The 20,311-nt window shown below is 64.1% G+C and carries 17 protein-coding genes and 1 pseudogene; 11 read left to right on the top strand and 7 right to left on the bottom strand.

Features of this window, described 5'->3' with window-relative positions:
* Window positions 1-92 precede the first annotated feature (92 nt).
* The 3 genes from VGR99_RS23605 to VGR99_RS23595 all read left to right on the top strand — a co-directional run bounded on the left by VGR99_RS23605 (window position 93) and on the right by VGR99_RS23595 (window position 4,782).
* Window positions 93-2,357, top strand: coding sequence for a hypothetical protein (locus VGR99_RS23605; protein ID WP_326901809.1), 2,265 nt, complete (start codon window positions 93-95; stop codon window positions 2,355-2,357).
* A gap of 118 nt (window positions 2,358-2,475) precedes the next feature.
* Window positions 2,476-3,729, top strand: a complete 1,254-nt coding sequence (locus tag VGR99_RS23600; RefSeq protein WP_326901808.1) for a serine hydrolase — start codon at window positions 2,476-2,478, stop codon at window positions 3,727-3,729.
* A gap of 171 nt (window positions 3,730-3,900) precedes the next feature.
* Complete coding sequence (locus tag VGR99_RS23595) at window positions 3,901-4,782, top strand: AraC family transcriptional regulator (protein WP_326901807.1); 882 nt, start codon at window positions 3,901-3,903, stop codon at window positions 4,780-4,782.
* A 39-nt stretch (window positions 4,783-4,821) separates the two neighbouring features.
* On the opposite strand, the gene VGR99_RS23590 is transcribed toward VGR99_RS23595, so the two are convergent.
* Window positions 4,822-5,952, bottom strand: coding sequence for an NAD(P)/FAD-dependent oxidoreductase (locus VGR99_RS23590; RefSeq protein ID WP_326901806.1), 1,131 nt, complete (start codon window positions 5,950-5,952; stop codon window positions 4,822-4,824).
* A gap of 76 nt (window positions 5,953-6,028) precedes the next feature.
* Here VGR99_RS23590 and VGR99_RS23585 point away from each other — a divergent pair, with 76 nt between their 5' ends.
* Window positions 6,029-6,700 (top strand): TetR/AcrR family transcriptional regulator, encoded by a 672-nt coding sequence (locus tag VGR99_RS23585; RefSeq protein WP_326901804.1) that lies wholly within the window; start codon window positions 6,029-6,031, stop codon window positions 6,698-6,700.
* A 10-nt stretch (window positions 6,701-6,710) separates the two neighbouring features.
* Here VGR99_RS23585 and VGR99_RS23580 read toward each other — a convergent pair whose 3' ends face one another.
* Window positions 6,711-7,208, bottom strand: a complete 498-nt coding sequence (locus tag VGR99_RS23580; protein ID WP_326901802.1) for a peptide deformylase — start codon at window positions 7,206-7,208, stop codon at window positions 6,711-6,713.
* 162 nt (window positions 7,209-7,370) lie between these two features.
* Here VGR99_RS23580 and VGR99_RS23575 point away from each other — a divergent pair, with 162 nt between their 5' ends.
* The 3 genes from VGR99_RS23575 to VGR99_RS23565 all read left to right on the top strand — a co-directional run bounded on the left by VGR99_RS23575 (window position 7,371) and on the right by VGR99_RS23565 (window position 9,799).
* Complete coding sequence (locus tag VGR99_RS23575) at window positions 7,371-7,955, top strand: TetR/AcrR family transcriptional regulator (protein ID WP_326901800.1); 585 nt, start codon at window positions 7,371-7,373, stop codon at window positions 7,953-7,955.
* 99 nt (window positions 7,956-8,054) lie between these two features.
* A complete protein-coding gene (locus VGR99_RS23570) occupies window positions 8,055-8,645 on the top strand; it encodes a DUF308 domain-containing protein (RefSeq protein WP_326901798.1) in 591 nt (196 codons plus the stop codon).
* A 137-nt stretch (window positions 8,646-8,782) separates the two neighbouring features.
* Window positions 8,783-9,799, top strand: coding sequence for an esterase (locus tag VGR99_RS23565; protein WP_326901797.1), 1,017 nt, complete (start codon window positions 8,783-8,785; stop codon window positions 9,797-9,799).
* Here VGR99_RS23565 and VGR99_RS23560 read toward each other — a convergent pair.
* Window positions 9,796-9,906, bottom strand: a pseudogene (locus VGR99_RS23560) (IS5/IS1182 family transposase); the annotation flags it as partial. The gene VGR99_RS23565 and the pseudogene VGR99_RS23560 overlap by 4 nt on opposite strands.
* Before the next feature lie 153 nt (window positions 9,907-10,059).
* On the opposite strand from VGR99_RS23560, the gene VGR99_RS23555 reads away from it, so the two are divergent.
* Complete coding sequence (locus tag VGR99_RS23555) at window positions 10,060-10,608, top strand: 2'-5' RNA ligase family protein (RefSeq protein WP_326901795.1); 549 nt, start codon at window positions 10,060-10,062, stop codon at window positions 10,606-10,608.
* Between the two features lie 100 nt (window positions 10,609-10,708).
* Here VGR99_RS23555 and VGR99_RS23550 read toward each other — a convergent pair whose 3' ends face one another.
* Entirely contained in the window at window positions 10,709-11,167 is a 459-nt protein-coding gene (locus VGR99_RS23550) for a cupin domain-containing protein (protein ID WP_326901794.1), read from the bottom strand.
* Between the two features lie 220 nt (window positions 11,168-11,387).
* Here VGR99_RS23550 and VGR99_RS23545 point away from each other — a divergent pair, with 220 nt between their 5' ends.
* Together VGR99_RS23545 and VGR99_RS23540 are read left to right on the top strand one after the other, a co-directional pair.
* A complete protein-coding gene (locus VGR99_RS23545; protein ID WP_326901792.1) occupies window positions 11,388-14,735 on the top strand; it encodes a DEAD/DEAH box helicase in 3,348 nt (1,115 codons plus the stop codon).
* Window positions 14,736-15,032: 297 nt separating this feature from the next.
* A complete protein-coding gene (locus VGR99_RS23540) occupies window positions 15,033-16,268 on the top strand; it encodes an MFS transporter (RefSeq protein ID WP_326901791.1) in 1,236 nt (411 codons plus the stop codon).
* Between the two features lie 112 nt (window positions 16,269-16,380).
* Here the strand turns inward: VGR99_RS23540 and VGR99_RS23535 are convergent, their stop codons facing one another.
* From VGR99_RS23535 to VGR99_RS23525, 3 genes are read right to left on the bottom strand one after another with little or no spacing between them, the layout of a single operon-like run.
* Window positions 16,381-16,776, bottom strand: a complete 396-nt coding sequence (locus VGR99_RS23535) for an ester cyclase (protein WP_326901790.1) — start codon at window positions 16,774-16,776, stop codon at window positions 16,381-16,383.
* 44 nt (window positions 16,777-16,820) lie between these two features.
* Window positions 16,821-17,693, bottom strand: coding sequence for a bifunctional helix-turn-helix transcriptional regulator/GNAT family N-acetyltransferase (locus VGR99_RS23530; RefSeq protein WP_326901788.1), 873 nt, complete (start codon window positions 17,691-17,693; stop codon window positions 16,821-16,823).
* Window positions 17,694-17,751: 58 nt separating this feature from the next.
* On the bottom strand, window positions 17,752-17,904 hold the full coding sequence (locus VGR99_RS23525) for a hypothetical protein (RefSeq protein ID WP_326901787.1): 153 nt from the start codon (window positions 17,902-17,904) through the stop codon (window positions 17,752-17,754).
* Between the two features lie 446 nt (window positions 17,905-18,350).
* On the opposite strand from VGR99_RS23525, the gene VGR99_RS23520 reads away from it, so the two are divergent.
* Window positions 18,351-20,024 carry an arylsulfatase gene (locus tag VGR99_RS23520; RefSeq protein WP_326901786.1) on the top strand — a complete coding sequence of 558 codons (1,674 nt, stop codon included), beginning with the start codon at window positions 18,351-18,353 and terminating at the stop codon, window positions 20,022-20,024.
* Window positions 20,025-20,311: the final 287 nt, after the last annotated feature.

Raw genomic sequence — 20,311 nt, 5'->3', positions numbered from 1 at the left:
CACCCTGGCCGACCAGAATAACGCGGCTGTACCCGCGAATGAGCCCGACGCTCACGTCGATCGCCTCGCCCTTTCAACGAGGAGAAGACGACATGTGCAATTGCTCAGAGCATGAATCGACCAGCCTTTCGAAGATGACGGCGGCTTCGGTCGCGCCGGCCATGAGGCCGCAGGTGCCGCTGTCGCGCCAGATCAGTTTCGGCGATGAGGAGTCCGGCGATCAATCGGCCTCGACCGACCTCCAGCCGATTCCGCCGTTCCGGCTGTGCAAGCTCGACTTCCGCGAAGGCTGCTACCAGATCAACTTCAGGCCGACGGCGAGCCTGGTGTCGTTCGAAGGCACGCTGCGCGTCGATCGCACGGCGCCGGATGGCGGCGCGGACCATCTGATCGTCAGCGGCGATCTCTATTCGCGCCTTCCGGTGATCAAGCCGCCGATTCCGCCGGTGCCGCCTGTGGGCAACAAGGACGCGGATGAAGCCGCAGCGGATTCAAGCCTGACGAGTCTCGCCGCCTCGCTCAGCGCGGTCGACGAGCCGGCTATCCCGTTCCCGATCCGCAGGCCGAGGATCCCCATCTTCCCCCGGGCGCGCTATCACTCCTATCTCAGGGTGACCAGCGTGTCCGCGCCGGTCGCGGTGCCGTTCCCGAAGAAGTGCGAGCTGACGATCGTCGCCGAGCAGTTCAACTACATGCAGCCGCCGGCCGGCCAGTTCAAGGGCACGTTCCCGGCAACGCCCTCGCGGACGGTGACGATGAAGCTGTCGAAGGTGCCGGCGCCGTTCCCGTTCTCTTTGACCGGCGGGCCGTTCTACCAGGGCCGGCTGTTCGAGGGCGGCGTCGACAAGGGCAGCATCACGCTCGCCTGGGTGTCAAAATTCTTCCGCAGGGCCACGCTGGAGATCGACACGCTGGTCGGTGCCGTCAGGCCCGCACCGGTGCCCGATGGCGCCGGCGGCACGGAGTTTTTCGACACCGTCTTCGCCAGGACCGGCTGGCAGCTCACGGTGGTGCAGGACCAGACCAACGTTCCGGTACCGTCGGGCGTGGTGCCGACCAATTGCTGGAGCTCGGCGGATCTGCACGCGCTGATGACCGCCGTGCGCAACCCGGCGACGAACCTCGACACCGAATGGCACGTGCATATGATCGTGGTGCCCGCAAAGCTCGGCTGCTCGCGCGGCATCATGTACGATACGATCGGCGTTCCCCGCGAAGGCTGCGCCAGCTTCTCCGATGACGGCTATCCCGTCTCGGACTCCTCCAACTTCGGGCTCGCCGCCAACAAGAAGCAGCGCGACGTGCCGCGTGCGTTCCTGCGCAGCGCGACCCACGAGCTGACGCATACGCTCAACCAGATCCACCAGGAGCAGGAGACGGCGGCCGACAATTCGATCATGACCACGACGCCGAGCGTCGCGGACGTGCTCGGCGGTCCCGCCACCGGCGAGCCCGGCGTGTTCCCGGACCAGATCAAGCTCGCGCACAACACCAATGTGCGTCATCACCTCAACCACATGCCCGATCCCGTCATTCGTCCGGGCGGATGGCCGTTCGCAAGCTGGTTCCCGACCGGCGCGCCGCAGGCCGCCGATCGCCACGACTTCGAGCCTTCCGAGCTCGGGCTGACGGTGACGGCCGCAACCGACCGCGTCGCGCTCGGCCAGCCGCTGGACCTGACCTGGACGATGACCAACAACAGCGGCGTGTCGCTACGCGCGCCGAACGACGTCAGCATCGAGGCGCTGTTCGCCTCGATCACCGTCACCGACGGCGAGGGGCACGAGCGTCCTGTCAGGCCGTTCGTGATCCTGTGCGAGCATGCCAAGCTCGCCGAGATCGCGCCCGGCCAGAGCGTCACAGCCTCGGCAAAGGTGTTCTGGAGCACCGCGGGCTTTGCCTTCGAGAAGCCGGGCCGCTACCGCGTCGACGTCGCGGTGTCCTGGTCGGCGCAGGGCGTGATGGTCGGCGTGCAGTCGGGCATCGACGTCTTCGTCGACTATCCGACCAGCTCTTCCGACAACCATTCGGCCAACCTCGTGCTGCACCCCGAGGTCGGCAAATGGGTGGCGCTCGGCGGCGAGGCCTATCACCTCGGCGAAGCCTGCCGGCGCCTGCAGGCGCTGAGCCAGACCGCATCGCCCGCCGCGATGGCCGACACCGGCGACGGTGCGCCCGCGCCGCGCGTGATCGACGGCTTTGCCGACCTCATGCCCGACCGCGCCAAGCTCGCAAGGCTCCGTCCCGAGCTGACCGCCGACACCGGAGGCCGCGCCCGCGGCGCACCGTCGCGCGCCGTAGCACCAGGACGCAAGCGCGCAGCGAAAGCGAAGAAGCGCACGGGACGGAAGGGGTGAAGATGGCGCCGACGTCTAGCCCGCGGTGATCGCCGCGCAGCAGCCCAGCATATCGGCAAGATGTGCGTCGCGCGGGCCCATGCTACGACACGAGCTCCACCCTCTGGAGCTCGTGTCAATGTCCGCTACTGCCGCCAATCCACCCGCAACCTCCACCGAAACCGATCCCGAAGCCCTCGGCTGGATGCGTGGCTTTCCGCCGGCACCGGAGCGCACCATCACCTTCCAGAACGGCTCGTTCCGGAGCTTCCCCGAGCTGCGCTGGGCCTGGAGCAATATCCGCCAGCTGGTGCCGACGGTGAATGTCTGGCGCGGGGCGGGGCCGGCGTCGGTGCTGCCGCGGGTGGACCATGACATCGGCGCGGTCGCCTCGACCACGATGGACGGCCGGCCCATGACCTTCGAGAAGATGCTGGAGGAGACGTATAGCGATGGCGTCGCGGTGCTGCATCGGGGCAGGCTGATCTATGAGCGCTACTTCGGCGCGTTGAAGCCGCACAAGCCGCACATCGCGATGTCGGTGACGAAATCGTTCACCGGCACGCTCGCCGGCATGCTGGTCGCCGAGGGCAAGATCGATCCGCAGGCGCCTGTTACCGACTATGTGCCGGAGCTGAAGAGCAGCGCGTTCGGCGATGCGCGCGTGCGCGAGGCGATGGATATGACCACGGGCCTCGTCTACACCGAAGTCTACACCGACAAGAACTCGGACGTATGGGGGCTGCGCCGCGCGAACGGCATGGCGCCGATCCCGCAAGACTATGAGGGCACCACCAACATTTTCGATTTTCTCGTCGCCCAGAAGAAGCAGGGCGAGCACGGCAAGGCCTTTGCCTACAAGACCGTCAATTCCGACGTGCTGGCCTTCATCATCAGGCGCGCCAGCGGCATGACGCTGTCCGATCTTCTCTCCGAGCGCATCTGGGCGCCGATGGGGGCGGAGGAGGATGCGCATTATCATGTCGATCGCATCGGCACCGAGAGCGGGGGCGGCGGTCTCTCCACCACATTGCGCGATCTCGCCCGTTTCGGCGAGATGATCCGCAATCACGGCCGCTTCAACGGCCGCCAGATCGTGCCGTCGTCGGTGGTCGAGGACATCGCGCGCGGCGGCGACCCGGAAAAATTCAAGCCGGCCGGCTACACCACGCTGCCAGGCGCTTCCTATCGCAATCAATGGTGGGTCACGCACAATGCCCACGGCGCCTACATGGCGCGCGGCGTTCACGGCCAGGGCATCTACATCGATCCCAAGGCCGAGATGGTGGTCGCCCGCTACGCATCGCACCCGGTGGCGGGGAACGCGGCCAACGATCCCGTCACGCTGCCGGCGTACATGGCGCTGGCAAAGGCGCTGATGGCGGGCGGGTGAGGCGATTGTAGGATGGGTAGAGCGCAGCGAAACCCATCATCGCTCCTCCGCAACGAGGTCGATGGGTTTCGCTGCGCTCTACCCATCCTGCGTACGTGCGCCAAACCGCAAGATCGGTCGAGCGCATGATCGCCATCATCGCCTAACTCAAGCCGCCACGGAGGAGGGTCGATGACGGCGGCACTGCAAAACTATCAGGACCGGATGCGGCGGGTGCTGGATCATATCGACCGGCATCTTGAGGCGGATCTGGACCTGGACAGCTTAAGCGCTGTCGCGGCGTTCTCGAAATTCCATTTCCACCGGCAGTTCATGGCGACCTTCGGGCTGTCCGTGCATCGCTATGTCCAGTTGGCGCGTATGAAGCGCGCGTCGCATCAACTGGCCTACAATGACGCCCTTGATGTCACCGACATCGCGATGGATGCCGGTTACGATGCACCTGACGCCTTTGCCCGCGCCTTTCGGCAACGGTTCGGGCAATCACCGTCGTCGTTCCGGAAATCGCCGGACTGGGAACCGTGGCTTGCGGCCTTCGGGCCTCTCGACAATGCGAGGAGCAAGCTCATGCAGAACAACTTTACCGCTGACGACGTGACGATCCGCGATGTGACCCCCACGCGGGTGGCGATCATGGAGCATCGGGGCAGCCCCGAGACCCTCGGTGACACGATCCGGCGGTTTATCGCATGGCGTAAGGCCGCCGGCCTGCACCCCAGGACAAGTCCGACCTTCAACGTCTGGCACTCCGAGGGGCGTCCGGCGCAGCAGGACGAATATCACATCGACCTTTGCGTCGGCACCGACCAACCGATCGAGGCGAATGGCGAAGCGATCAAGGCCGGCGAGATTCCCGGTGGACGCTGCGCGGTGCTGCGCGTCGTCGGCTTCACCGACAATCTGGAGCCCGCCGCGCTGTATCTCTATCGCGACTGGCTTCCGGCCAGCGGCGAGGAAGCACGCGATTTCCCGATCTATTGCCAGCGGCTGAGCCTGTTCCCGGAGGTGCCGGAGCATGAGGCCGTCGCGGACGTTTTCCTGCCGTTGAAATAGCGCGCTGCCGCAGGGCGGATTACGCCTCGCGAATCCGCCCTACGAACCGCGCATCCCGGTGAAGAATTCCACCAGGCCGAACGGTGCGCGCTCGCCGAGGCAGAGCTCCAGGATCTCATGCGCGCCGACCGCGGCTGTCTGGCTGCGGGGGAACAGTGCGGCTTCGTAAGCCGCCAGCGCCGCTTCGATGTCGTCGGGGTGCGCGGCGATGGCCTCGCCGAGCTCCGCGCCATCGAGCATCGCGAGGTTCGCGCCGTCACCGGCCGGCCGCATCAGATGCGCGGCGTCGCCCAGCAGCGTCACGCCACGCACGCGGTCCCAGCGATGGTCGTTCGGGAGCGTGTGGAGCATGCGCAGCACCGGCGGCGTATCTGCGTCGGTGATCAGCGCGGTGAGGGCCGGCGCCCAGCCGTCGAACTCGGCTGCGATGCGTGCCGTTGCGGCGGCGGCATCCGTGAAGTCGATCGCGGCGAACCAATCGGCCGGGCGGTTCAGCGCGATGTAGGCGTGAAGCGCGCTGTCCGGCTCGCGGTGCGCGAAGATGCCCTTGCCCGGCACATGCGCGAACAGCGCGCCGCCGCCGACCGCCTCGGCCGCAGCCATGTGCCGCGAGTCCGCCTCGTGCAGATAAGTCTCGAAGAATGACGTTCCGGCGTATTCCGGCGTCGCGTTCGACAGCAGCGGCCGCACCTTCGACCACGCGCCGTCGGCGCCCACGAGGAGATTTGTGCGCGCGTGGGAGCCGTCGGCGAATGTCAGCTCATGCTGTCCATCGCCGCGCGCAACGACGCTGGTGAGTTTCTTGCCCCATCTGATCGTCCCCGCGGGAAGGGAGTCCAGCAGGATGCCCCGCAGGGCGCCGCGGCGCACCTCGGGCCGTCCGCCCGTGCCGTCGTCGGGCTCGTCCAGCAGCACCTTGCCGTGCTGGTCCAGCACGCGCGAGGCCTGGCCGCCTTCGTGGATGAGGTCGCGGAATTCCTCGAACAGACCTGCCGTCTTCAGGGCGAGCTGTCCGCTGTCGTCGTGGATGTCGAGCATCCCGCCTTGCGTCCGCGCCATCGCCGAAGCCTCGGCCTCGAAGACTTCTAAGGGAATGCCGTGCAGGTGGAGCACGCGGGCGAGGGTGAGGCCGCCGAGGCCTGCGCCGACAATCGTGACCGGGGGCGTCATCGGGATCCTTTAGCGAAATCTATGGAACATCGTTCCATAGTATTGGAACGTCGTTCCAATCATGTCAAGATGGGCTATGGCGAAGAAGACTCACCGCATTGAACGGCGCACCGATGCGCTCTCCCGGGAGCGGATCATCGCTGCTGCGATCGGGATCCTCGACGCCGGCGGCGAGGGCGCTCTGACCGTCCGCGCGCTCGCCGCATATCTGGCGACCGGCAGCGGGGCGATCTACTGGCACGTCGCCGACAAGGGCGAGCTGCTGGCTGCCGCAACCGACGACGTCATCGCGCGCGTCATGTCCGAGCTGGAAGGTGGCGCCGGGCCGCGCGAGGCGATCCGCGCGGTGGCCCTCGGGGTGTTCGACGCGATCGATGTCCATCCCTGGGTCGGCGCGCAGCTCTTTCGTGAGCCATGGCGGCCCGCGATGCTGGAGATCATCGAGAGCGTCGGCGGCCGGCTGCAGGCGCTCGGCGTGCCCCGGGCCGCGCAGTTCGATTCCGCATCAGCGCTCGTGCACTACATTCTCGGCGTCGCCGGACAGAACGCCGCCAACGCCCGCGTTCATGCCCCTGATACGGATCGGTCCGCCTTCCTCGCCTCCGTCGCCGCGCAATGGGAAGCGCTCGACCCCGCGAAATATCCATTCGTGCGGCAGATGGCGACAGAGCTGCGCGACCACGACGATCGCGCGCAGTTTCTCGCCGGCATCGATTTGATTTTGGCGGGGATCGCAACGGTTAAGTAGGCGCGGGTGGCTACGGGCGCGACATCTTCTCGAATTTCTTCACCAACCGGTCGCGCTTCAGCCGCGATAGCCGCTGGATCCAGAACATCCCGTCGAGCTGGTCGATCTCGTGCTGGTGGCAGACAGCGCGCAAGCCGTCGGACTCCTCGGTCTGCATGTTGCCGTCGAGGTCCTGATAGCTGATCCGCACCCGCGCGTGGCGCTGCACTTCGTCATTGACCCCGGGCATCGAGACGCTGCCTTCCTTGTGCAGGATCATCTCGGGCGAGGCCCACTCGATCTCCGGATTGACGTAGGTCTGCGGACCCGCCTTGGCGTCGAGCTCGAGCACCACGACGCGCAGGGGCACGCCGATATGCGGCGCGGTGATGCCGATGCCGGGCGCAGCACGCATCGTTTCGAGCAAATCTGCCGCGAGCTCGCGCAAGCCGTCGTCGAAGGCGGTGACGAGGCGGGCCGGCATGGCGAGGCGGCGGTCGGGGTAGCGGACGATCGGGCGAATGGTCATGCAGGGCGCCTTGGTTTGTATATTGCGCATGATCTTTTCGGAAAACCGCTGCGCACTTTGCGCTAACGCGGCCCTCCGGGTCCGGATCATGCGGTACCACTCACGGATGGTTGAAGCACCCCATTCTTGACGCCCTACCTACTAGAAGGTAATTCGAACTCCATGACCAACGTTTCCTCGACCGCCGACGACATCCTGGCCTGCGCGCGCAGCCTGATCATCGCGGGCGGCTATAACGGCTTCAGCTATGCCGACATCGCCGACGTCGTCGGTATCCGCAAGCCGAGCATCCACCACCATTTCGCCAGCAAGGTCGATCTGGTTCGCACGCTCGTGTCGCGCTATCGCGAGGAAGCGGAGGCGGGGCTGGCCGCGCTGGAGCGCAATGTCCCCGATCCGCGCGACCAGCTCAAAAGCTATGTCGGCTATTGGGAGGCATGCATCGCGGACGCGACGGCGCCCTTCTGCGTCTGCGCGCTGCTGGCCAGCGAGCTGCCGATCCTGCCGGAGGAGGTGGCGCTCGAGGTCCGCGCGCACTTTCGCGCGCTCGCGTCCTGGCTGACCTCGGTGATGGAGCGCGGCAAACGGAAGGGGCGGCTTCATCTCTCGAACTCAGCCAAGGTCGAGGCTGAAGGGTTCATGGCAACGATTCACGGCGCGATGCTGTCGGCGCGCGCCTATGGCGATCCAAAAATGTTCGGCGTGATCACCGAGCCGCTGCTGGAGCGGCTGTCGACCAGGCACTGAAGACATCGACGAGGCGATCATAGCCCCCGCAGGCGAGCTGGGGGAGGGCGTCTTGCTGCGTACGAAGGCTACCAACTAGTAGGTAAAGGAGAAGCTGCCATGACGCATCATCAACTCGATCTCGTCCAAGCCGATCGCGAGCGATGGCTGAAGCAATACTATTTCCTGCGAGCGGCGTTCTCGATCGCCTGGGTCGTTGCCGCGGTTGCGGCCGGTCGGTCGTCTGTCGCGGTCGCCGGCGTCCTGCTCGTGCTCTATCCGGCATGGGACGCCGCGGCCAATCTCGTGGATGGCTTGCGCAGCGGTGGGCTCGATCAGAACCGCACGCAGGTGTTGAACGTCGTGGTCAGCCTTGCGACCGCGATAGCTGTCCTTCTCGCGCTACAGGTGAGCATGAATTGGGTGCTCGGTGTGTTCGGCGCCTGGGCGATTCTATCAGGACTGCTTCAGCTCGGGACCGCGGTGCGGCGCTGGAAAAGCTACGGCGCGCAATGGGCGATGGTGCTCAGCGGCGGCCAGTCGGCCCTGGCCGGCGGCTTCTTCATCTTTCAGGCGACGACGCCGATGTCGCCGTCGATCGCGACTGTCACGGGCTATGCCGCGGTCGGCGCGATCTATTTCCTGGTCTCGGCGATCTGGCTCACCGTCAGCGAATGGCGTCAGCGCGCCAGAAACGCTCCGCTCGGATGATGCGATGGCGCTGGCGGGATGATGACATCATCCCGCTGTCTTGCCCGACGAGTCAAATTGCGGTCTGCCAATTGCCCCGCATCGTCGCGTAGCCTAACGTTGCCGCCAACAACAAGAGTCGAAGGCGGAGGAAACTCATGCGCGCAATCGCACTGGCACTGGCGGCAACCATCACCGCGGCAACGCCCGCCGCGGCCGACTATCTGGTCAAGGAGGTCGGCAGCTTCCATGTCGGCGGCCGCACCGAAACCCTGAGCGGGTTGCCGTCGAAGGAGATCGTGTTCTCGCCCGGCGCCCCGCCGATCAAGGTCGATCCGAACGGCGAGTTCGAGGTCGAGCAGATGTATGTCCAGTTCGTCAAGCTCGCGCAGCCGAAGTCGAAGCTGCCGCTGTTGCTCTGGCACGGCGGCGGCCTGTCGGGCGTGACGTGGGAGACCAAGCCCGACGGCAAGCCGGGCTGGCAGCAGTTCTTCCTCAATGCCGGCTACGACGTCTACGTCTCCGATGCGGTCGAGCGCGGCCGCGCCTCTTGGGCGCGCTACCCTGAAATCTTCAAGAGCGAGCCGTTCTTCCGGCCCAAGAAGGAAGCGTGGGAGCTGTTCCGGATCGGGCCGAGCTACGAGGTCGGCGGCAAGCGCGAGGCGTTCGAGGGCGAGCAATTCCCGATCGAGGCATTCGACCAGTTCGCCAGGCAGGGCATTCCGCGCTGGGCGACCAACGATGCAGCCACGCAAAAAGCCTATGACGCGCTGGTGCAGAAGGTGTGTCCCTGCATCATCATCGTCCACAGCCAGGGCGGCAATTTCGGCTTCACGGCGGCGCTGAATGCGCCCGACAAGGTGAAGGCGCTGATCACCGTCGAGCCCTCAGGTGCGCCGGACCCGGCGAAGGCCGATGCCGGCAAGCTCAAGGGCGTGCCGCACCTGATCGTGTGGGGCGATTTTCTCGACAAGGTGCCGGTGTGGTCGAAGCTCGTGGTCAATCCGACCAAATGGGGGCAGGCGATCGCGGCGGCCGGCGGCAAGGTCGATACGTTCGAGCTGCCCAAGATGGGGATCAAGGGCAACACCCACATGCTGATGATGGACCGTAACTCGGACGACGTCGCAAGGCTCGTCAATGACTGGATCGACAAGCAGGACCTCGCCAACTAGGGCGTGGACTGATGACGCGCGGCCAGCCATAGCCGGATAGATGCGAGTTGGACGAAGGCAAGGTGGTTTCCTGTAAGCCTGCCGTAGCACGTCGCCACACGACGACATAATCGGCGAGTTCGTAGCGCATGATTCGATCCCCCAGTTTGGAAGTTTGAATCACAGGGGTCTGGCCGAACGCAATGCGTCGAAAATAGCCCGTTGCGGACCTCCGCCGCTCGGCTAAAGATAGCGGACCCCAATGTCTAACTCGTTCAGCAATGGCGATAGCGATTAACATTCGAGCCGATGACTCCTCTGCGCGAGAGGTCGAACGATTGTGGGACCAAGTTGCGGCATTCGAGGATGAGCCGTCGATGCGGGCTCTCGGCTACCGACCGCATTTTACGTTCGCGATCTACGATTCGCCCGAGATCGAGGGAAAGACTGCATGGGAGGCCATGCTGCGCGCAGTGACCAGCGATGCGCCGTTGCGAGTCGAGTTCAAGCGTATTCGCTGGTTCGTCGGTCCGCCGCTTGTCTTATGGGCAGAGCCCACGACTGACGAGGTGCTCGCGAGGTGGCACGCCTCAATCAGCGAGATCATCGACCCCGCTCACTGTCGACCTCACTATCGGCCCGGAGCTTGGACGCCCCATTGCACCCTTGGCACCCGTATCGTTGATGCGAAGAAGGATGACGCTATGGCTTTTGCGCGGTCGTTCGATCGGAATGTCACTGTATTATTCGACGTAGTTGATTGCGTCGCCTTCCCGCCGGTGCGGGTCATTGCAGAGCAGAGATTGCCGCCGATCCCGCAACAGCGTTAGGCGGTTTCTGTCCCTTCTCGACATGTAGCACCGCGGGCGCTCGGGCACCATCGGGAGCGGACGCGGCATCGTTACGCCGTCAAATTCATGGGTACACACCCTAATCCGGATAGGGCGTGCCGTCCTTGTGCACGAAACGGCCGTCGGAATTCGCGCTCATCATGTCGATGTCCGAGCATGTCGTGAGGTCGTCGGGCGAGCGCGAGCCGATTTCGAGATAGACGGCCACGGCATCCGACCGGTTGATCATGTGATGACCGTTGCCGCTGCCCTTCGGGAAGGCCGCGCAGTCGCCCGCGCGCAGCACGGTCTCGCCGCCGTCCTCAAGCAGCACCACTTCGCCCTCGAGCACATAGACGAATTCGTCCTCATGCGAATGCCAGTGCCGCTGGCTCGACCAGCCCTCCGGCGGCAGCCACATCAGGTTGACGCCGAAATCGGAGAGACCCCCGGCATTGCCGAGCCGCCTGCGGATGCGCTCGGCGCAGGGAGCCGCGAAGGGCGCGGGATAGCCGGAGCCCTTGCGGGCCGGCACCGTGGCGATGTCGATCTTGGGCATGGGAATATTCCACTCGTTAGCAGTCAACGCGAGGGGACATCCTGTTGGCTGGGAGCGGCGACGTCTGGACGACCGACCGCTATTTCCCTGGAACCGACGTGGCGACTTGGTCCGTGCCCAATCTCATGCGGGTCCTTGCAGAAATCTGGGCATTGGCAGTGCGCTGGGATCGGCGGCGTATGCGAAGACTACAATGCTCCAGTCGAAGCGACTATAGTGCATGCCGAAAAGCTGGATCGCGGAATCATTACAAGTGCTCTCGGACGTTCTCAAGCGGAAAGAAATCTATAGTTACTTCAGCCGCTCGGCAATGGAGAAGGCGCACGCCTATCAGGCGCAGGGCCGCGTCTCGGCGGTGGGCGTCAGCGATGACCTGACCCGCGTCACTTCCCAGGTGCGAGGCAACGAGTCCAGGACCTATCGCATCGACATCCAGTTGGAGTTCGACCGCGGCAGGCTCATCGACCTTGAAGGCGATTGCAGTTGTCCGATGGCCTTCAACTGCAAGCATGTGGCGGCGACCCTGCTCGAGGCACTGAGCGACAAGGAGCCTACGGAGTTGGCGTCCGCGCCATTCCCGATTCCTTCCAAGGCGCAAGCGCCGCCGACTCCGCCGGTTCTGGGTTTCGAGGTCAACACCTGGATCGACACTGTCGGCCGCGCGGCACGGAGCAGCGACTATGCCGCGGACGAGAGCCAGCGATTGCTGTATTGCCTGCATCCGTCGGACGACCCGATGCCTTATCTCGCGGTGTCCCTGCGATCGGTCCGGCTCCGCAAGGGTGGAGATTTTGCCGACAGCTACAGCAGTCCCAGCCTGTACGAATTCAAGCCGGACCGGGCGCCGAAATACTTCCGTGATGTCGATGTCGACATTGTAACGGAGGTGAACGGCCGCATCCGCAACTACCACGCCCAAGGGCCGTATCCGGAAGAGCTGTTGCAGCGGATTGTCGCGACGGGCCGCGCATTCTGGGTTGACCACAAGCGGGCGCCGCTGAGCTGGGGCGAGGCGCGCGCGGGCCGGATCGAGTGGCGTCCGGCATCCGCGCGCGGCGTGGCACCACACCTCGTCGTGCCCGGCGCAGTGCCACTCAATGCCGAACCGCCGGTCTATGTCGATGACGCCAGCGGTGTGATCGGGTCCGTACAACTCGGCCTGCCGCCCCGTCTGGCCTGCCAGTTCCTGGCCGCACCCTCCATTCCCCGCGCGCAACTCGAAGAGGTGTCGCGCCGCCTGAGCCAGAGGTTGCCCGAACTTCACCACGGCCTGCTGCCGGTGCCGCCGGCGGCCACGGTGCTCATCGACGAGGATCCGCGTCCCGTGCTGCGGCTGAAGCTCGGACATGTCGGTGCGAGCTATTATTACTATCGCCATAAGAACGAACAGGCAGGTCCCGCCGGCGTGGCCAGCCTCGGCTTTCGCTACGGCGGGTTCGACATCGATCCGAGCCAGCGAGCGAGCCGACTGGAGCTGTTCCAAGGCGGGCAGGTCTATGCGATCGCACGCCGCCAGGCGAAGGAGAGGCAGGCACGCAAGCGCCTCGCCGACGTGGGGCTCACCGAAGCGCGGTCGGCGCTTCCGATGCTCGACTACCGCCATGCCACGGATCTCACGCTGAAAGATCAGCACAGCTGGTTCGATTTTCTCGCGCTGCACGCCGGGCATCTGCGGTCGGAAGGCTTCGAGATCCTGATCGACGACGATTTTCCGTTCCGGCTGGCGGAGTCGTCAGGCGATTTCGATGCCGTGCTAGAGTCCAGCGGGATCGACTGGTTCGAACTGTCCCTCGGCATCGAGATCGAAGGCGAGCGGCGCGATCTCGCACCGCTCCTTGCCGCGCTGGTTTCGGCGCCCGGCTTCAGCCCCGAACTGGTGATGGCGCTCGCAGACAAGGGCGAGCGTTTCCTTCTGCCTCTGGCGGATGGACGGCACATCGCGCTGGCTGCCGACCGCTTCCTGCCGCTCGTTCTGGCGCTGCATGGCTTGCACATGAGCGGTGTTTTCGAAGATGCCTCCGGGCGGATCAGGCTGTCGCGCGCGGACATCGTTCCGCTGCTCGGTGTCGAGAACGAGCGCTTCGCCTTTCGGGGAGCCGACAGTCTTCGCCGCCTCGCAGGCCTGCTCCAGGCGCGAGGGTTGACCGCGCCGGAACTGCCGCCGACCTTTCGCGCCACGCTTCGGCCCTATCAGGCGCAGGGTGTGGCATGGCTTGATCTGCTCCGCGAGAGCGGGTTGGGCGGGATCCTCGCCGACGACATGGGTCTGGGCAAGACCGTCCAGATCCTGGCCATGATCGCGCTGGAGAAAGCGCGAGGTCACCTCGCCAATCCCGTGTTGGTCGTCGCGCCGACCAGCCTGATGACGAATTGGTGCGCCGAAGCGCAGAAGTTCGCTCCAAGCCTCAAGGTCCTCGTGCTGCACGGGGCGGATCGCAAGCACAAATTTCCCGCCGTCGCAGAGCACGATCTGGTTCTGACGACTTATCCACTGATTGCGCGGGACCGCGAAATTCTGCTGACGCGGGAGTGGCATATGGCCGTGCTGGATGAGGCGCAGACGGTCAAGAATCCCGATGCCGCCACCACACGATGGCTGCGCGAGACGAAGGCGCAGCATCGCTTCTGTCTCACGGGCACGCCGATGGAAAATCATCTCGGCGAACTCTGGTCGATCATGAGCTTTGCCAATCCGGGCTATCTAGGCGACAAGGCGGCCTTTTCGCGCCAGTGGCGTACACCAATCGAAAAGCGCGCCGACAAGGCGCGGACCGCGGCATTGGCGCAGCGCGTCAAGCCCTTCTTGTTGCGACGTACCAAGACGGAGGTGGCGACCGAACTGCCTGCCAAGAGCGAAATGGTGGAGAGCATCGCGCTGGAAGGGCCGCAGCGTGATCTCTACGATTCGATACGGCTCGCGATGTCGCGCAAGGTTCGCGAGGCCATTGCAAAGCGTGGCCTTGCCAAGAGCCACATCGTGGTGCTCGAAGCCCTGCTCCGGATGCGGCAGGCCTGTTGCGATCCGGCGTTGCTGAAACTGAACGACGGCGTTGAACGGCCATCGGCCAAGCTCGATCGCTTGATCGACATGGTGGGGGAGCTGCTGAGCGAGGGACGCAAGATCATCATCTTCTCGCAATTCACGTCCATGCTCGATCTTATCCGCAAGCGCCTCGACACGGGAGCCCTGCGCTACAGCGTTCTCACCGGTCAAACCGGCGACCGAAAGACGGCGATTGAGGCCTTTCAGAGCGGTGAGGCCGAAATCTTCCTGGTCAGCCTGAAAGCAGGCGGCGTAGGCCTCAATTTGACCGCCGCCGATACCGTCATCATCTTCGATCCCTGGTGGAATCCCGCGGTCGAGGAACAGGCGATCGATCGGGCCTATCGGATTGGGCAGGACAAGGCCGTCTTCGTTTACAGGCTGGTGGCCACCGGGACCATCGAGGAAAAGATGGACGAGCTCAAATCCAGAAAGCGAGCGCTCGCCGATGGCCTGTTCGCGCGTGACGGTGGCATCGCATCGGCCCTCACGGAGAGCGATGTGAATGCGCTATTCGACGCCTAGCCGCTCGTAAGGGCGGCATGCGCTTCAGATGCGATCGAGTTTCAGCCGATGATGAGATATTGCCGGTGTTTTGCCCGACGAGTCAAATTGCGGCTCGGCAGCGCGAGTCATGCGGCCTCGTAAGTCATTGATCCCGCAGCAGCCGGCTACTGTGCATGGGGTTGTTTTTCGACATTTTTGCTGTGCGAGCCCAAAATTCGCGAGGCGGGAGGGCCTCTCGCAAAAAATCACGCTACTCTGTCGGCCCGCACAGTTCCCATTCGTCTTCCACCCAGACAGACCTGACGGGAGACCAAGATGAACGCTTCCTCCTATCGCTGGGTGATCGTCGCCGCGGGCGGCTTGCTCGGCTGCGTCGCGATCGGCGGCATGTTCTCGCTGCCGGTGTTCCTGCAGCCGATCACGAGGGACACCGGCTGGTCGGTGACCGGCATCTCCAGCGCGATGACGATCGGCTTTCTGGCGATGGCCTTCACCAGCATGGCCTGGGGCACCGCGTCCGACCGGTTCGGGCCGCGGCCGGTGGTGCTGGCGGGATCGACGGTGCTGGCGCTGAGCCTGTTCGCGGCGAGCCATGCCACCTCGCTGATCGTGTTCCAGTTCGTGTTCGGCCTGCTGGTCGGCGCCTCCTGCGCCGCGATCTTCGCGCCGATGATGGCGACCGTCACCGGCTGGTTCGACACGCACCGGAGCCTTGCGGTGTCGCTGGTGTCGGCCGGCATGGGCATGGCGCCGATGACGATGTCGCCGCTGGCGGCCTGGCTCGTTTCCGGCCACGACTGGCGCACCTCGATGCAGATCATCGCGCTGGTGGTCGGCGCCATCATGATCCCGGTCTCGCTGCTGGTGCGCCGTCCGCCCGCGCTGGCGCAGGCCGTGGCCGCGCCCGCGCCCGCGCCGTCGGGCGAGAGCGCCGGGCAATCCGAGATGTCGATGGGCGAGGCGCTGCGCTCGCCGCAATTCCTGATCCTGCTGGCGACGAACTTCTTCTGCTGCGCCACCCATTCCGGCCCGATCATCCACACCGTCAGCTACGCCGTGAGCTGCGGCATTCCGCTGGTCGCGGCGGTGACGATCTACAGCATCGAGGGCTTTGCCGGCCTCGGCGGCCGCATCGCCTTCGGCCTGATGGGCGACCGCTTCGGCGCCAAGCGCGTGCTGGTCTCGGGGCTGCTGCTGCAGGCGTTCGGCGCGCTCGCCTACGTCTTCGCGCATCAGCTTGCGACCTTCTACGCGGTCGGCGCCGTGTTCGGCTTCATCTATGCCGGCACCATGCCGCTCTATGCCGTGCTGATCCGGGAGAACTTTCCGCTTCGGATGATGGGCACGGTGATCGGCGGCACGGCCATGGCCGGCAGTCTCGGCATGGCAACCGGCCCGCTCGCCGGCGGCCTGATCTACGATGCCTTCTCCAGCTACGCCTGGCTCTACATCGCCTCCTGGGCGATGGGCCTCGGTGCGTTCCTGATGGCGATGACGTTCCGCCCGTTCGCGAAGCCGCAAGCGGAAGTAGCGGCGCCCGCTACAGCATGATCCCGTAGCCCGGGTGAGCGAAGCGACACCCGGGACAGCGCTCGTGGAGTCCCGCATGTCGCGGAGCCTGTCATCGGGCGGCGCGTCGCGCCGACCCGTTGGCTCATCCGGGTTACGGCACCTTTAGCTGCGCCTCGATTGCGGCCTTGTCGATGATCGACCACACCTGCCAGATCTTTCGCTCGCGAAATCTGTAGAATACGTTCTCGCAGAACGACACGCGCTTCCCATCGATGGCCAGCCCAAGGAACATCCCGACCGGTGAACAATCGAACTTCAGCCTGGCCGCAATGCTGGGAGGATCGGAGATCAGCAGTTCGACATTGAACTGCAGATCCGGAATCTCGCGAAAGTCCTGCTCCAGCATCCCGCGATAACCTGACAGCCCGAGCGGCCGCGCGTTGTGGGTGACGTCATCATGCACGAACTGCCCGAGCGCCGGCCAATCCTGCCGGTTCAGGCAGGCGATATAGTCGCAGTAGATGCCGGCAAGATCGTCTCTGGTCACGGCATGCTCCTTCGGTCGTGCGCCCGACGCGGACGAGGTGAGGATCAAAGCTGCTTCTCGAAGAACAGGTCCGGGTAGGGATCGTCATTGAAGCGCGGGATCTCGCGCCAGCCGGTGGTGCGGTAGAGCTGGCCGGCCTCGGGCAGCGCGCTGTTGGTGTCGAGCCGCAGCAGCGTGATGCCGAGCTCGCGCGCTGCGGCCTCGGCCGCATCCATCAGGCGGCGGCCGAGGCGCAGCCCGCGCGCGGCGGGCGCGACCCAGAGCCGCTTGATCTCGGCATAACCATGATCGGTGCCCTTCAGGCCGACGCAGCCGATCGGCAGCGTGTCCGACATCGCGACGATGAAGGTGCCGCGCGGGCGGCGCATGTCCTTGGCATCCGGATCGCGCGACAGCGAGACATCAAAACCCTGCTTGAAGCGGCGGCCGAGCTCGGCATAGTACTCGCCGAGGCAATAGCGGGCCTCTTCGCTTTGCGGGTCCATCTCGGTGAGCGCAACGCGCTCGCGCGTCAATGCCGAGGCGATCAGGTCCATTGCCGCGAGCAGCGCCTCGCGCTGCGAGTGCTGGGCGAGGAAGCTTTCGGCCTGCGTGTTCGACAGCGCCTCATACGCCGCGAACTCGCGGCGGCCGCTACGCGTCAGCTTTGCCACGCGGCGGCGCGCATCGTCCGCATGCGCGGTCGTTTCGACGACCCCTTCGTCCTCGAGGCTGCGCAGCAGACGGCTCATCAGGCCGGAATCGAGCCCGAGATAGTCGCGGATTTCGGCGACGTCCGAACGCCCATGCCCGATCGCATTGAGCACGCGCGCCGCGCCAAGCGGCCGGCCGCGCCCGAGGAACGAGGTATCGAGCGCGCCGACGGCGGAGGTGACGGCACGGTTGAAGCGGCGGACGCGGGCGACGGGATTCAGCATAATATCTGACTTTAGTCAGATATTATGTTCTGGTCAACGGCAGCGGCGTTGCGCCGGTCTAGTAAACCGCGCGCGGAATCATCCACGACGCAAAGGTCGTCCAGTTCCCGTCGTCGCTGCGGCGCTGATAGGCCACGAAGTCGGCGCCGTCGTTGTGCACGAATTCATAGCGGTGAGTTTTGGCCGACACGGCCGTGCTGGATTTGCTCATGGAAAACTCCATCTCGAATGGGCTTTCCATTGAGGTAGTTGCGGTGCAGCATGACACCAGTGGGAGGATGACGATCATCCCATCACGTTGTGGAGAGGGCGTTCGTCGTCCGCAGGCTCGCGTTCACTCCAGCCCAGGCTCCTTGCGCAGGCGGGCGACTAGCGCATGAGCAAATCGGCTTTCGATGGTTGCTTTGACTGCGTACTAGGGCGTTTACTCATAAACGCGACGACGTCAGCCTTTGGGGTCTCAGCAGAAATTTTCTGCTCAATCAGAGTATTTCCGATTTTGACCCCAAAGGCGACATGGCTTGTTTTGAAGCAGTCATAAGCGTCAACCGTGCTCACGCTTGACCCATGTCAAACCAGATGACGTTCTGGCCCGGATGCTGGATCGTCCTGGAATGGACGGCTTCTCATCCTCAAGGCTAGGCAAGGGAACGACCAATGAAAATCTGGCAAACAGTACAGCGTAGCCTGCTGGCAGGCGTCGCCGTTGTGACGGTTATGAACATGCCAGCATCCGCACAGGAGCAAAAGCGACCCAACGTCGTCATGCTGATGACTGACGACACCGGCTGGAACGATTTCGGCGCTTATAGCGGGGGCGGCCGGGCGCTTGGCCATCCAACACCGAACATCGACCGGATCGCCAAGGAGGGCGCGACATTCACGAACTGGTATGGCCAGGCAAGCTGCACAGCGGGCCGCGCCTCGTTCATCACCGGGCGTATTCCTATCCGTTCAGCGCTATCAATCGTGGTCGCTCCGGGTGACGAAAACGCTCTAAAGAAGGAGACACCGACAATCGCCGAGTATTTCCGGAAGAGCGGCTACGCGACGTACTTCTCAGGCAAATGGCATCTCGGCGACAAGCCCGAGTCCTATCCAATTGAGCATGGTTTCGATGAGATGAAGGCGTTCGCGGCATATTATCCGGGTGTCTACACCTATGCCGACACCTCGAAATGGTTTCATCCCTGGTTCCCTTCGTACAATCCAGAAATCGCGAAGGCGTATTTTGAAGTCGTGAATATGTACGAGTGGGAGGGAGTTGCAGGACAACCGGCGAAGAGAAACGAGTACATCACTTACGACCGCCTCGCCGACTTCGACGTGCGGCAGGCCGACTACGCAATCGACTACATCAAGAAACACGCCAAGGACACCAAGCCGTTCTTCATGGATGTCAACTTCATGAAGATGCACAACCCTACCAATGCCGCAGCAAAGTTCGCCGGAAAGTCTCGGCTCGGCGATTACTCGGACTCCTTGCTCGAACTCGACGACGACATCGGGCGCGTCATGGACGCAATCCGCGCAGAAGCACCGAACACAATCGTTATTGTGACGGCGGACAACGGTGCTTGGCAGGATGCGTACCCCGATGCGGGCACCACGCCGTTTCGGGGCGAGAAGGGTACGGCATTTGAAGCCGGTTGGCGCGTCCCCGGACTGATGTGGTGGCCGGACCACATCCCGGCTGGCGCGAAGTACGACGAAATGATGTCGCACATCGACTGCTGGGCGACGCTTTCCAAGATGGTCGGCCTGACTCCACCGCCACACGGCGCATGGACCGACAACAATGGCAAGCCCATCTACTTCGATAGCATCGACAACAGTGAGTACATTCTCGGTCGCGCAAACCACTCGGCACGAAGGTCGTGGGTTTATATCGACGGCGAAAACTTCATGGGAGCACGCGCGGATGTCGCCGGTGATCCAACTAACCCCGATCTCAGCATCGCGTGGAAGTACCTATGGACGGCCAAGGATACCTGGCTCGGTCCGGAGCAGAACCTGGGCTCGATCGGCGCGGTGTACAATCTGACAATGGACCCGTTCGAGAAATACGACATGGTGTTCAACGGCGCGATGTCAGCACGAATGACAACACAATCGCCGGGCAAGTATGCCGGACAGGACAATGGCTGGGTACTGGCATTGATCACTCCGGTTGTGTTGGAGTTCAATAAGTCAATCGTTGACTTTCCAAGTATCAAGCGGCTTCCCGGCGGAGCCTCGAACGATTGGAGGCCAGATCTGCAACACCCGGATAATCCGGTTCCCTTGCTCGACATGAAACACCTGCCGAACATCAAGGGCGGTGGCGGGTAGTATTGCTTCTGCTAAGCCAAGGGTTGGCGGCGGCGAGGTGGCTTCATGGAGCAGTTCGCCGCCGCGCCTTTGGTGACTGCGTTTCGATGTCGGCTCGTGGCCGATATTGTTGCAAAAGTCGTTTTTCGCCGATGACCAAAATTCTGCGGGCCGTGGGCGCGACTTTCGCGTACAAGATGCGAGGGACCTCATGGCCTCACGCAAAATTCACAGGCGACTTCGGTAACGCGATTGAGGTCATACGAATCAGCGATCGCTCGCTGCTTAGTGTTTTCGCGAAAAATCTT

Source organism: Bradyrhizobium sp. (assembly GCF_035935975.1).
Taxonomy (GTDB): domain Bacteria; phylum Pseudomonadota; class Alphaproteobacteria; order Rhizobiales; family Xanthobacteraceae; genus Bradyrhizobium.
This window is presented reverse-complemented; position numbering and strand designations above follow the sequence as displayed.